The 13069-nt window shown below is 71.3% G+C and carries 11 protein-coding genes and 1 pseudogene; 2 read left to right on the top strand and 10 right to left on the bottom strand.

Annotated elements, in window-relative coordinates:
• Positions 1-15: 15 nt before the first annotated feature.
• On the bottom strand, positions 16-375 hold the full coding sequence (locus tag ACWGH4_RS03910) for an NADH-quinone oxidoreductase subunit A (RefSeq protein WP_003974383.1): 360 nt from the start codon (positions 373-375) through the stop codon (positions 16-18).
• Between the two features lie 700 nt (positions 376-1075).
• Here ACWGH4_RS03910 and ACWGH4_RS03905 point away from each other — a divergent pair.
• On the top strand, positions 1076-1879 hold the full coding sequence (locus ACWGH4_RS03905; RefSeq protein WP_364586280.1) for a C40 family peptidase: 804 nt from the start codon (positions 1076-1078) through the stop codon (positions 1877-1879).
• 156 nt (positions 1880-2035) lie between these two features.
• Here ACWGH4_RS03905 and ACWGH4_RS03900 read toward each other — a convergent pair whose 3' ends face one another.
• From ACWGH4_RS03900 to ACWGH4_RS03890, 3 genes are all read right to left on the bottom strand, one after another.
• Positions 2036-3133, bottom strand: coding sequence for a serine hydrolase domain-containing protein (locus ACWGH4_RS03900; RefSeq protein WP_453455230.1), 1098 nt, complete (start codon positions 3131-3133; stop codon positions 2036-2038).
• Positions 3134-3393: 260 nt separating this feature from the next.
• The gene (locus ACWGH4_RS03895) at positions 3394-3951 is read right to left on the bottom strand and encodes a GNAT family N-acetyltransferase (RefSeq protein WP_453455227.1); all 558 of its coding nucleotides are present in this window, start codon (positions 3949-3951) and stop codon (positions 3394-3396) included.
• Entirely contained in the window at positions 3948-5234 is a 1287-nt protein-coding gene (locus ACWGH4_RS03890; protein ID WP_189467060.1) for a geranylgeranyl reductase family protein, read from the bottom strand. Before ACWGH4_RS03890 ends, ACWGH4_RS03895 begins: the two co-directional genes overlap by 4 nt.
• Positions 5235-5356: 122 nt before the next feature.
• Here ACWGH4_RS03890 and ACWGH4_RS03885 point away from each other — a divergent pair, with 122 nt between their 5' ends.
• A complete protein-coding gene (locus tag ACWGH4_RS03885) occupies positions 5357-5887 on the top strand; it encodes a GNAT family N-acetyltransferase (RefSeq protein ID WP_441265678.1) in 531 nt (176 codons plus the stop codon).
• 36 nt (positions 5888-5923) lie between these two features.
• On the opposite strand, the gene ACWGH4_RS03880 is transcribed toward ACWGH4_RS03885, so the two are convergent.
• The 6 genes and pseudogenes from ACWGH4_RS03880 to ACWGH4_RS03855 form a co-directional block, all read right to left on the bottom strand.
• Positions 5924-8536, bottom strand: a complete 2613-nt coding sequence (locus tag ACWGH4_RS03880; RefSeq protein ID WP_453455222.1) for a zinc ribbon domain-containing protein — start codon at positions 8534-8536, stop codon at positions 5924-5926.
• Between the two features lie 143 nt (positions 8537-8679).
• Positions 8680-9591 (bottom strand): glutaminase, encoded by a 912-nt coding sequence (locus ACWGH4_RS03875; protein WP_453455271.1) that lies wholly within the window; start codon positions 9589-9591, stop codon positions 8680-8682.
• A gap of 31 nt (positions 9592-9622) precedes the next feature.
• Entirely contained in the window at positions 9623-10318 is a 696-nt protein-coding gene (locus ACWGH4_RS03870) for a demethylmenaquinone methyltransferase (protein WP_453455219.1), read from the bottom strand.
• 237 nt (positions 10319-10555) lie between these two features.
• Entirely contained in the window at positions 10556-11155 is a 600-nt protein-coding gene (locus tag ACWGH4_RS03865; RefSeq protein WP_453455216.1) for a hypothetical protein, read from the bottom strand.
• Positions 11156-11162: 7 nt separating this feature from the next.
• Positions 11163-12362: a cyclic dehypoxanthinyl futalosine synthase gene (mqnC, locus tag ACWGH4_RS03860; RefSeq protein WP_441265674.1), complete on the bottom strand. Its 1200-nt coding sequence runs from the start codon at positions 12360-12362 to the stop codon at positions 11163-11165.
• A gap of 75 nt (positions 12363-12437) precedes the next feature.
• Positions 12438-13069 (bottom strand): annotated as a pseudogene (locus ACWGH4_RS03855) (serine/threonine protein kinase); the annotation flags it as partial.

Here is a 13069-nt window from a genome sequence, read left to right as displayed (position 1 = left end):
GTGCCCCTCAGCCCCTCAGTCCCATTCCAGGCCGCCGCGCCGCCATACATACGCGTAGGCGACGAAGACGGTGAGCACGAAGAGCAGCATCTCCACGAGCCCGAAGATCCCCAGGGCGTCGAAGGTGACGGCCCAGGGATAGAGGAAGACGATCTCGATGTCGAAAATGATGAAGAGCATCGCCGTCAGGTAGTACTTGATCGGAAAGCGTCCGCCTCCGGCGGGCGTAGGTGTGGGCTCGATGCCGCACTCGTACGCTTCGAGCTTTGCCCGGTTGTACCGCTTGGGGCCGATAAGCGTGGCCATGACCACGGAGAAGATCGCAAACCCTGCCCCGAGGGCGCCGAGCACAAGGATGGGCGCGTAAGCATTCACCCTCCCCGCTCCTTCCAGTCGTCCTTGACCGTTGGACCGCACCCGGGCGATCACTCGCCGCCTCGAAGATCGTGCCGAAGATCGTGCACATGTGAGGCAGTTCACAAGCCCGGAACCCGCATCCTATGCCTGTCGGTCTGTGATCTGCGACACGGGGTCGGGCATCGAGTTTGTGATCTCCACCACCCGACGAAGGATCATGAAGCCGGATGAGCAGTGATCTTCGTACGCGAAGCTCCCGGGTGATCACCAGACGTGACATCTGGAGCCGTTACCGCTGGTCGGAGGCGGGGTGCCCTATCAAGCAGTGACGGGTGCACGCAAATTCGAGATGGACCGCATCGGGTGATATTGGACCGCCGGGTCACTCGGCAGTGGGATCGGGCGGATCGCGGTGGACCGGAGCGCCGACCCACGGCCTCCCGAGCGTGCGGACGTTGACCATTCTGTGACCTGCGCCACTCATTCAAGAGTTCAACAAAAGCGGGCTTGGCCAACGACGTAAAGGGGTGGTAAGCCCACGGCAATTCGGACCTTTTACGGAAAGCCCATGATCACAGCTGTGATCACGTGTGACCGGTTTGCCCGTTACGGCGTCAATAAGGGTCCATGCGCAGCGGATTCAGAGGTTCCGGTCGTAACTGTGGCGCAACACACGTTTCTTGAAGGGAACCGTCCCGCCCTGATAGCGGTTGTACTCATGTCCCACACCGCTCACATACCCAGCCACCGGAAGCCCCGCCGCAGCGCCTCGAAAATGGCGATACGCGCCGGAGTTGCCGGTGGCTTCCTCAGCACCATCGCGGTGGCCGGTGCTGCCGGGCCGGCGAACGCCGAGCCGGTGACCGAGACCATCGAGATGCCCTTGCTCACCGCCGACTCCCTGGCCGCGGTCGCCCAGTCCGCCGAGGCCACCCAGCAGGTCGCCCTCGACCTCGAGCTCCAGGCGCAGTTGCAGGCCCAGGAAGAGGCCGCCGCCGCCAAGGCCGCGAAGGCCGCCGAGAAGGCCAAGGCCGAGGCCGACCGCGCGGCCGAGGCCAAGGAGAAGGAAGAGGCGCGCAAGCGCGCCGAGGCCGCCGCCCAGGAGCGCGCGTCCCGCGACTCCGAGCGCACCACGCTCTCGGCCTCCGCCTCCACCGGCACCGCCACGGGCAGCGCCGCCACCGTGGTCGCCTTCCTCAAGGCGCAGCTCGGCGACGCGTACATCATGGGCGCCACCGGCCCCAACGCCTGGGACTGCTCCAGCCTGGTCCAGGCCGCGTACCGCACCGTCGGCATCGACCTGCCGCGTGTCTCCCAGGACCAGTCGCTGGCCGGCACGCAGGTCGGCACCTCCAACCTTCAGGTGGGCGACATCCTCTACTGGGGCGGCGCCGGTTCCGCGTACCACACGGGCGTCTACATCGGTGACGGCCAGTACCTGGACGCCGCGAACCCCAGCAAGGGCGTCGTCATCCAGGACCTGTCCGGCTACCCGGCGAGCGGCGCGGTTCGCGTGCTCTGACGTTCCCTCAGTGCCTGGAAGGGCCGTCGTTCCCCAGCGGGGAGCGGCGGCCCTTCGACGGTTTCAGGGGTGCACCACGGGACGCGGCGCCGGCTTCACGGCGGGGCGCATTCCGGCGTCAAGCGGCGGTGAGCGACGAAAGGTGACGCAAAGGACTCACCTGGCGCACAGGGCCGCGTCGACCGCCCCTTGGAGATGGCGCAGGCTGTTGCCTTCGGCCGCCCAGGTCGTGGTGTAGACGGTCACGGTGCCGCGGTCGGCCGTGGCCCGGCCGCCCCCGACCGAGTCGCCGGGCAGATCGCCGCCGTGGCCCCAGTAGACGCCTCCGCAGCTGAGCGGGATCGATGCGACGCCGTAGCCGTACCGGCTGCCCGCCGGGTAGACGTCGCGGCCGCCGACATCGGTGGTGTCACGGGTCATCAGGCGCAGGGCCCAACCGGGAAGGAGCCGACCGCCGAACAGGCCGTCCCAGAAGGCGTTGAGGTCCTCGGGGGTGGAGACGAGGCCGCCGGACGCACCGAACTCGTACCCGGGCAGCTCGGTCATGTCCACCCGGCCCGCCTCCGGACGTGCCGGGTGGATGCCGTAGTTGCGGGCGTGCGGTCCGCGCAGGTGCAGCTCGCCGGGCGCGGGCCAGTAGGTGTCGTCCAGGCGCAGCGGACGCAGAATGGTGCGCTCGATATAGGTGCGGAAATCGACCCCCGCCACCTTGTCGATCAGCATGCCGAGCACGAGGTAGTTGGTGTTGGAGTAGCCCCAGTCGGTGCCCGGCTCGAAATCGGGCTCCTTCTTGAGCGCGAGACCGAGATGGTCCTCGGGCGTGCCGGGCGGCAGGCTCCAGTCGACGAGCGTGGTGTACTCCGGAATCCCACTGGTCTGCTTGAGCAACTGGCGTACGGTGACGGCGTGGCCGGCGAGTTGTGGCACGTAGGTGCCCGCGCGGTCGCCGAGCCTTATCCGCCCGTCCGCCACCAGGCGCATCACGGCTGCCGCGGTGAATGCCTTGGTGTTGCTGGCCACCCGGAACCGGCCCTGCGCGTCGACCATCGGCCTGCCCGACTCCAGGTCCGCGACGCCTGCGGTACGCGTCACCTTGCCGTCGTACGCAAGGGCGCCCGGCACCCCGTCCCGGTCCACGAGCAGATCCAGCTGCCGCTGCACCGGATCGTGTTGCCGGGCCGCTGCCACCGGGGCGAACGCCCCGGTGAGGGTTGCGGCGAGCAGGATCGCGGCGCCGATGCGCTTGCTCAACATGGATGTTCTCCCCCTGGTCGTGGCCCGGCCTGCCCGGGCCGATCGATCGCTCACCGACGACCTTGCCAGGAGCCGGGCGCGGGATCAGTACACCCGCCACCCGAATGGGAGATGCGGTCACCCCCCTTGACATGGGGTGGATTGCCGGGGGTCGCGGCCGGTCTGTGGGGAGGTCGCCGTCCCGTCACTGACGGCAAGGCCGCACCAGGCGGAGGCCGCCCGCCGCGCGCGGACCACCGGGCGGACCGATGAGCGGATCGTCACGCAGGCGGTGGGGAGTCGTGCAGGATGCGCTGGAACAGCCGGTGGTCGCGCCACCGGCCGTCGATGTGCAGATAGCGCGGTGCCATGCCGATGGGTTCGAAGCCGCACCGCGCGAGCACGCGCTGCGAACGCAGGTTGTCCACCAGTGTCGTCGCCTCGATCCGGTGCAGGCCCAGCTCGCCGGCCGCGATGCCGCACACCGCCTCCACGGCCGCCGTCGCCAGCCCCCTGCCCTGCCGGTCGGCCGCCGTCCAGTAGCCGAGGTAGGCGCTGCAGAAGGGGCCGAGGGTGATGCCGGAGAGCGTGATCGTCCCCACGACACGCCCGTCGCCGGCGACGAGCAGCCAGGGCACCGCGCGGCCGGCCTCGTACTCACGGAGCCGTTCGGCGAGCCGGACGGCCTGCCCCTCGACCGTGAAGAAGCCTTCGTCGCGGCGCGGCTCCCAGGGAGCCAGGTGCTCCCGGTTGTCCACGTACGCCGCGCACAGCGCCTCCGCGTCGGCGGGCGTCGCCGTCCGCAGCACCGTGCCGTCGGGCAGCACCGCGGTACTCACGCCTTCGGGGCCACCTTCGACAGGCCGTTGATGATGCGGTCCATCGCGTCGCCGCCCGACGGGTCGGTCAGGTTCGCCAGCATCTTCAGGGTGAACTTCATCAGCAGCGGGTGGGTCAGACCGCGCTGCGTCGCGATCTTCATGACCTTCGGGTTGCCGATCAGCTTCACGAACGCGCGGCCGAGGGTGTAGTAGCCGCCGTAGGTGTCCTTGAGGACCTTCGGGTAGCGGTGCAGCGCCAGTTCGCGCTGGGCCGGGGTCTGCCGGGCGTGCGCCTGGACGATGACGTCGGCCGCGATCTGGCCGGACTCCATCGCGTAGGCGATGCCCTCGCCGTTGAACGGGTTGACCAGGCCGCCCGCGTCGCCGACCAGCAGCAGGCCCTTGGTGTAGTGCGGCTGGCGGTTGAACGCCATCGGCAGGGCCGCGCCGCGGATCGGGCCCGTCATGTTCTCGTCGGTGTAGCCCCAGTCCTCCGGCATGGAGGCGCACCAGGCCTTCAGGACCTCGCGCCAGTCCAGTTCCTTGAAGGACGCCGAGGTGTTCAGTACGCCGAGGCCGACGTTGGACGTGCCGTCGCCCATGCCGAAGATCCAGCCGTAGCCGGGCAGCAGCCGGTCCTCGCCCGGACCGCGCCGGTCCCACAGCTCCAGCCACGACTCGAGGTAGTCGTCGTCGTGACGCGGTGAGGTGAAGTAGGTACGGACCGCCACGCCCATCGGGCGGTCCTCGCGGCGGTGCAGGCCCATCGCGAGCGAGATCCGGGAGGAGTTGCCGTCGGCGGCGACCACCAGCGGGGCGTGGAAGGTGACCGGGGTCTTCTCCTCGCCGAGCTTGGCGTGCACGCCGGTGATCCGGCCCGTGCGGTCGTCGATGACGGGGGCGCCGACGTTGCACCGCTCGTACAGCCGCGCGCCCGCCTTCTGGGCCTGGCGGGCCAGCTGCTCGTCGAAGTCGTCGCGCTTGCGGACCAGTCCGTAGTCCGGGTACGAGGCGAGGTCGGGCCAGTCGAGCTGGAGACGCACACCGCCGCCGATGATCCGCAGGCCCTTGTTCCGCAGCCAGCCCGCCTCTTCGGAGATGTCGATCCCCATGGAGACGAGCTGCTTGGTGGCACGGGGGGTGAGGCCGTCGCCGCAGACCTTCTCGCGGGGGAAGGCTGTCTTCTCCAGCAGCAGCACGTCCAGCCCGGCCTTGGCCAGGTAGTACGCGGTGGTGGAGCCGGCCGGGCCTGCCCCGACGACGATCACATCGGCAGTGTGCTCGGTGAGGGCTTCGGTCACGGCGGCTTCTCCCGAGTATTCGATGGGGCATTCCGATATTTGCGTACCGAACGGCACAGGATCTGTGCAGTCTTGTGCAGTCTAAGGTGGCGTAGCGATCAACCGACCGAAGGGCTCCGTCTATGAGCAGCAGGCCGCTTCCCGTCATACAGCTCCGGGTGCCCACGGACGAGGACGCCGTCAGCTGGCACCGGGTCTTCGACGACCCGGAGGTCATGGAGTTCCACGGTGGAAGAGCGGCCGAGCTGTCCGTGTACGAAGAGCTGACGGCCCGGCAGCGCAGACACGACGCCGAGCACGGATTCTGCCTCTGGACGATGCTCGACGAGGACGGCGAGGTCGTCGGTTTCACCGGCGCCCAGCCCTGGCCGCACGAGGACTTCGGCCCTGTCGGCGAGATCGAGATCGGCTGGCGGCTGGCCCGTTCCGCCTGGGGCCGCGGCTACGCGACCGCCGCCGCCCGCACCACGCTGGAGCGGGTACGGGCGGCGGGGGTGGAGCGGGTCGTGGCGATGGTGAACTCCCGCAACGAGCGGTCCATCGCCGTGGCGAGGCGGCTCGGCATGGAGCTCGCGGAGACCTTCACGACCCCGGTGTCCCAGCAGAGCGGGTACTGCTTCCGGCTGGAGCTCGGCGGCCCCGGCCGCCCCTGAGCGCCGGTGGGGCGCTCAGGGGCCGCGGCGGCGGGCTCAGCCGACCTTGAACGTGCTGATGGCGGTGGAGAACACGACGTCCTCGGCCGGATCCCAGGTGTCGGCGCGCCCGGCGGCCAGGATCGCGTACTCGGTCCCGTCCGCGGCGACGAAGGCCTGGTCGATCACATGACGCCGCAGGTCGCTCTCGTCGGGCTCGGGAACGTGCGTGAACTCCCAGATCGCGCCCGGACGGCCCTGGTAGGTGTTCTCCTCCAGGCGCAGCCGCTCGTAGTCGCTCCCGGCCTTGGCCAGATGCTTCTGCTCCAGGCCGGTGAAGTTGTCGTACGAGCTCATCGGCGTGTTCCTGACGATGCCGATCTGGATGTAGTCACCGCCGGTGGGCGCCTCGTAGAAGACCTGGCTGCCGGTCTGCCGGCGTGACCATCCCTCCATCACGCCGACGGTGAACCCGGCGGGGTCGTGCTTCAGCACGAAGCCGGCCGGGAGCACCGGATCGGCGCTGGGCGACGGCCCCGTCGCGCTCGGGGAGGGAGTGGTGGCCGGCGTGGTGGACGCCGCCGGGGGCGGCGGGGTCGGCGAGGGTGACGTGGAGCCCTTCGCGTCGCCGTCGGGCGTCCCGACGATCTCGATCGACGGATCGGCCGGGTCGTCCCCGTCCTGGAGCATCAGCACGCCCGCGGTCGCGCCGCCGCCGATGACGAACGCGGCGGTGAGGGTCGCCGTCCACACCAGGACGCGACGCTTGCCGCCCCCGTCGGCGGCGGGCTCGTCGTACGCGCCGGGGATCTGGGGCTGCGGCACGTACGGTGCGGGCACGTGGGCCGCTGCGCCGCCGTCCACGGCGGTGGGCGTGGGCACGGGGGCGGCCGGGCCCGGCTCGGGCGCGGGCCCAACAGGCGCTGCGGCGTGCGGCGTCGCCCCCTCGGGGGCGGCGTGGTGCGGTGTCGCCTCTACAGGCCCTGCGGCGTGAGGCGTCGCCCCGGCGGGGGCGGCCGGACCCGGCTCGGGCGCGGGCCCCGCGGGACCGGGCAGGCCGGCCGGGTCCACACCGGCGGACCCGGCAAGGTGTGGCGCGGGACCGGGCCCGTAGGGCGGCGGGGTGTGCCCCATGGGCGGCTGTCCGGGCGTGGGCCACACCGGCGGCTGCGGGGCGGGGCCCGGGCCCAGCGGCGCGGGCCCGCCGCCCGTGAGACGCAGCAGCACAGGGCCGATCAGCAGCGCACCGCCCACCCACAGCAGCCCGAAGAGCAGCGCGTCCGGCACGCTGGGGGCCACCTCGGTCCTGCCCATGCCGCCGAAGTAGCCCAGGGCGCCCGCGAGATCCGTGGTGACGCCGCTGACGCCGGTGAACATCAGGAGCAGCGCCAGCGTGAACCCGCCTGCCAGCACCTGCTCACGGCGGTCGGCGGAGCGGCGGGCCGTCCAGAGGCCGATGGCCAGCGCACACACGACGCCCAGCACCAGGACGCCGGCCACGGCACCGCCGCCCCACTCGTCGGAGATCTCCCCGAGGCCGATGTCGCCGCGCTCCACAGCGGAGTCGCCCCAGCCGACCCTTCCCCGGAAGCTGTACTCCACGGGAACGCCCCAGCTCAGCCCCAGCACGGCGAAGCCGATGTTGGGCAGGATCGGCAGGGCGAGCAGCAGTGCCGTGCCGTCCACGTCGTCGGTGCGGGCGTAGACCACGAAGCCGACCAGCGAGCACAGCGCGACCACCGCGCCGACCACGCCGACGGCCGTGCCCAGTGCGCGGACCGCCGACCGGGCGGCCGGACGCTGCGCGAGCACGGCCGCGAGCTGGTCCCGCTGGAGCACCCCCGCGGTCACCACCAGGGAGATCACGAGGGCGCCGAGCGCGGCGAGCACAGGCGAGGAGGAGACCTGCACACCCACGATCTCGGGCTGGGCGAACAGGCCGAGGACCAGTACCGCGGCAGTCACCAGCAGGGAGACGCGCACCGCCGCCTCCAGGCCCTCGCCGCGCCGGCGCAGCGTCCGGGCGCCCAGCCAGAGCGCGGCGATCAACAAGGCGGTCACGGTCAGCGGTACGAGTGACAGGGTCGCCGTTCCCTGCGCGAGTTCGTCCATGTCCGAGCCGTAGGAGCCGTCGGACCCGAAGCCGGACCCGAAGCCCGAGCCGGAGCCGGAGCCGTCCGGTCCGTACGGTGACGCTCCGGCCGCCTTCAGCTCGAAGCCGCCGCCGACGCCCTGGAGCAGCAGGGCGAGGGCGATGCGGAGCCGCTCGCTCCAGCCGACGAACACCTCGTCGTCCTGGCCGTAGGTCGGAATCGCCAGCCCGATCGCCAGCACCAGCAGCAGTCCGCTCGGCCACGCGGCGGCCTTGGCGGCCGACAGCCAGTCGCCTCGCATCGCCCGTCCGAGGAAGGCGCCGACGGGCGACGGCTGTACAGGGCCGGGCCCGTACAGCGGCGGTGGCGGCACGGCGGGGGCGGGCGGGGCCGCGGGTGCCGAAGGGGTCGGCGGGGCGGCGGGGGCGGACGGAGCCGGTGGGGCGGCGGGTACGGGCGGGGCCGCCGAGCCGGCCGGCGCGGACGGAACTTCGGGCAGCCGTTCCTTCCCGCATTTCATGCAGAAGCGCGCCTCGTCCGGGAACGGGGTGCCGCAGTGCAGGCAGTACGACGCCATGGGGAGACTCCGAAAGAGCAAGCGGTGACGGGGAGACGGGGACTGTGCAACACGATCCGTGAGCGGTCGTAGACAACTGACTCATCTTCACCACCGGGCGGTTCCCGTCAACTCCCCCTTCCACAAAGGAAGTGGGCGCCGCCTCAGAACACGGACAGACCCGTCAGTGTCGTGAAGCGGTCCAGCGCCGCCACGCCCGCCACCGAGTTGCCCCGTGCGTCCAGCCCCGGGCTCCACACGCACAGTGTGCACCGACCCGGCACGACCGCGACGATCCCTCCGCCCACCCCGCTCTTGCCGGGCAGCCCGACCCGGTAGGCGAAGTCCCCGGCCGCGTCGTAGGTGCCGCACGTGAGCATCACGGCGTTGATCTGCTTGGCCTCGCTGCGGGTCAGCAGGCGCGAGCCGTCGGCGCGCAGCCCGTGCCGGGCCAGGAAGCGGGCCGCCAGGGTCAGATCGGCGCAGCTCATCTCGATCGAGCACTGCCAGAAGTAGTGGTCGAGCAGAGTCGGCACGGGGTTGACGATGTTGCCGTACGACGCCATGAAATGGGCGAGGGCGGCGTTGCGGTCGCCGTGCGCGGACTCCGACTCGGCGACCTCGGGGTCGAAGCCAAGGTCCGGGTTGCCACTCTCCTGCCGCAGGAACTCCAGCAGTTCGCTGCTCGCGTCGCCGGTCAGGGTCTGCAGCCGGTCGGTGACGACGAGGGCCCCGGCGTTGATGAACGGGTTGCGCGGGATCCCGTTCTCGTACTCCAGTTGCACCAGCGAGTTGAAGGGGTTGCCCGAGGGTTCACGGCCGACGCGTTCCCACAGGCCCTCGTCGTCCGCCGCGAGGGCGAGCGCGAGGGTGAAGACCTTGGTGATCGACTGTACGGAGAAGGGGTGTTGCCAGTCCCCCACCCCGTACACCTTGCCGCTGACGTCGGCGATCGCCATGCCGAAGCGCCGCGGGTCGACCGAGGCGAGCGCCGGGATGTACTCGGCGGGCGTGCCGCTGCCGATCAGCGGGGCGATGTCGGCCGCGATCTGCTCCAGGACCGCCTGGTAGTCCACGGCGATCCCCTGGTGCTCCATGTCCGGCTGCCTACCCGGCCTTGGTACCGCGGTGCAGCGCCACGATGCCGCCGGACAGGTTGCGCCAGGCGACCTTCGACCACCCGGCCCGCTGGAGGCGGCCGGCGAGCGCGGGCTGGTCGGGCCAGCTCTGGATCGACTCGGCGAGGTAGACGTAGGCGTCGGGGTTGGAGGAGACGGCACGCGCCACGGGCGGCAGGGCGCGCATCAGGTACTCCTCGTACACGGTGCGGAACGGCGCCCAGGTCGGGTGCGAGAACTCGCAGATGACCACGCGCCCGCCCGGCTTGGTCACCCGGTACAGCTCACGCAGCGCGGCGTCGGTGTCCTGCACGTTGCGCAGCCCGAAGGAGATCGTCACGGCGTCGAAGACGCCGTCGGCGAACGGCAGCTTCGTCGCGTCACCCGCGGTGAGCGGCAGCCAGGGGTTGCGCTTCTTGCCCTCGCGCAGCATCCCGAGGGAGAAGTCGCACGGCACGACGTACGCGCCGGTGGCCGTGAAGGGCAGGGACGAGGTGCCGGTGCCCGCGGCGAGGTCGAGGACCTTCTGCGCGGGGCGGGCGTCGACCGCCTTGGCGACCTCCTTGCGCCACAGCCTGGCCTGGCCGAGCGAGAGCACGTCGTTGGTGAGGTCGTACTTGGCCGCCACGTCGTCGAACATGGAGGCGACTTCGTGCGGCTGCTTTTCCAGGGAGGCTCGGGTCACGGACCCATTGTGCAACCCGGCCCGGCCCTGGGCGGGACCAGGGTTGCGCCCGCGCGCCACGGGTGGGTCCATCCGCCCCAGAACCCCCGGTGCGCCGGAAGGCGATGAATCCGTCCGCCATGGATCCGTCCTCCCCGGATCCGCACGCGACCTCGGTGGCCCTGCCCTCGCCGAGGGACGGCGCCGCAAGGGCCGCACGCGGCCGGCGATCGCCGACCCGGGCAGCCCCGCGCCCCGCTACCTGCCCCGGTGGACCAGCCGCCCGCCGATGACGGTGGCCACGCACGTCGACGCACCGCGACGCACCAGTTCGGCCCGGTCCGGTACGTCGAACACGGCGAACCGGGCGGGCCCGCCGGGGTTCGGCATGGGGAGCAGGACGAGCGGCACCGGCGAGAAGGACGGGGGGCCGGGCAGCTTCGCCGGGCGTCCGCCGATGACCAGCCCGGCACGGCGCACCGCGTCGATCGCGGGCCGGCTGCGCAACTCACCCGCGATGGCGACCGTTCCGTGTGCCAGCAGCCGCTGGACACCGCGGCGCGCGCTCGCGCCCCGCCGTGACGCGTCGGCGCGGAAGACGGCCTGCGCACGCTCCCCGGTGATCGGCTCGGTGCCCAGCTCGGCGGCCTCGCGCGGGTCGGGGTGGTAGGTGGCTTCGAGCAGCTCGGGCCCGTAGGGGTTGAGCAGCCCCGGGGTGAGGATGCCGGGCCACCGCCGTACCCGCGCCTGCGGGCGGACGGCGGCCAGCTCCTCGTACGGGCCGACGGCCGCGACCTGCGCGCCGTCGACGAGGACGGCGAGCTCGGGCGAGGCCTCGGCCACGTGAATGGTCAGCACGGCGGCCTCAGTTCGAGGCGAGCAGCTTCAGCTCGGGGTGCGCCGTCCCGCCCTCGATCGCCGTGGACGAGATGTGCGACACGACCCGCTCGTCGACCGGGTCGTCGGCCGGGTCGTCGTGCACCACGATGTGCTCGTACGTCGTGGTCCGCTGCGCCGGGACGCGACCGGACTTGCGGATCAGGTCGATGATCTCCATGCGGTTGGAGCGGTGCTTGGCGCCCGCCGAGGAGACGACGTTCTCCTCGAGCATGATCGAGCCGAGGTCGTCAGCGCCGTAGTGCAGCGACAGCTGGCCGACCTCCTTGCCGGTGGTGAGCCAGGAGCCCTGGATGTGCGCGACGTTGTCGAGGAAGAGCCGGGCGATCGCGATCATGCGCAGGTACTCGAAGAGCGTGGCCTGCGTACGGCCCTTGAGGTGGTTGTTCTCGGGCTGGTACGTGTACGGGATGAACGCGCGGAAGCCGCCCGTGCGGTCCTGCACCTCACGGATCATGCGCAGGTGCTCGATGCGCTCGGCGTTGGTCTCGCCGGTGCCCATCAGCATGGTGGAGGTGGACTCCACACCCAGGTTGTGCGCGATCTCCATGATCTCCAGCCACCGCTCGCCGGACTCCTTGAGCGGCGCGATCGCCTTACGGGGACGCTCCGGCAGCAACTCGGCGCCGGCGCCCGCGAAGGAGTCCAGACCGGCGGCGTGGATGCGCGTGATCGCCTCTTCGACGGACACCCCGGAGATCCGGGCCATGTGCTCCACCTCGGACGCGCCGAGCGAGTGGATCACCAGCTGCGGGAACTCCTTCTTGATGGCCGCGAAGTGTTCTTCGTAGTACTCGACGCCGTAGTCCGGGTGGTGGCCGCCCTGGAACATGATCTGCGTGCCACCGAGCTCGACGGTCTCCGCGCACCGGCGCAGGATGTCGTCGAGGTCTCGGCTCCAGCCCTTCGCGGTGTCCTTCGGCGCGGCGTAGAAGGCGCAGAACTTGCACGCCGTGACACACACGTTGGTGTAGTTGATGTTGCGCTCGATGATGTACGTCGCGATGTGCTCGGTGCCGGCGTACCGGCGCCGGCGCACGGCGTCCGCCGCCGCGCCAAGGGCGTGCAGCGGAGCGGAGCGGTAGAGCTCGAGCGCTTCCTCCGCCGTGATCCGCCCGCCTTCTGCGGCACGGTCCAGGACGGGCTGAAGATCGGCCTTCTCGGTCACCGGGCGTCACCCTTCGGCGGTTTTTCGGTGGATCTACGGACCGATCCAGGCTACGCCACCGCCTGGGCGGGGCCGTCAGCCGGTCTTCTTGGTGAGCGTGGCGGTCGGCCGGCCGGCGGCGTCCTCGTCGGACCGGTAGCGCAGTGTCCCGTCGTCGTCGAGCGTGAAGACCAGTCCGGCCTTCCCCGAGGTGCACTGGCCCTGCTGTCCCGGCCGTTCGGGGTCGGTGCGCTCCTCGACGCGCAGGGACCGCTGCGTGCTGCCCGCAGCGAGCTTGCCGACGCCGTGGCACTCGACGCTCACTCCCAGCACGGAGATCGACGTGGTCGTCCGCACGATGTCCTCCCCCTTGCCGCCCTCGGTGAAGGTGACGGTCAGCGTGCCGTGCGGCAGACCGGTCCGCTCGACCGCCGGGCCGCTCCAGGTGCCGACGAACGCCTTGGGCACCTCGTCGACGGGCTCGGCGCCGCCCGCGGCCGGCGGTGACTTGGAGGCCGTCGCGGAGGGCGGGGGCTGTGCCCCGACGTCACCCTTGTCCGCGTCGCCGCCGTTTCGCCAGGTGTTGAGGAGGATCCCGGTGCCGACCGTGACAGCGGCGAGAGCGCCCGCGACGGTGAGCGCGACAGTGCAGCTGACCCTCCGGCCACCGCTCGCGGAGAACGAGAGGCCGCTCCCCGACGCCTGTGTCGGACCGGACGGCCGCGGAC

Source organism: Streptomyces sp. NPDC054847 (assembly GCF_053610925.1).
Note: the sequence above shows the minus strand (reverse complement) of the source record. Positions and strands in the feature narration are given on the sequence as shown.

Coding starts and splice junctions, on each gene's coding strand:
- ACWGH4_RS03900 (WP_453455230.1), bottom strand. CDS start 3,133: ATGTTGAGCAAGCGCATCGGCGCCGCGATCCTGCTCGCCGCAACCCTC.
- ACWGH4_RS03885 (WP_441265678.1), top strand. CDS start 5,357: ATGAGCAGCAGGCCGCTTCCCGTCATACAGCTCCGGGTGCCCACGGAC.
- ACWGH4_RS03905 (WP_364586280.1), top strand. CDS start 1,076: ATGTCCCACACCGCTCACATACCCAGCCACCGGAAGCCCCGCCGCAGC.
- ACWGH4_RS03880 (WP_453455222.1), bottom strand. CDS start 8,536: ATGGCGTCGTACTGCCTGCACTGCGGCACCCCGTTCCCGGACGAGGCG.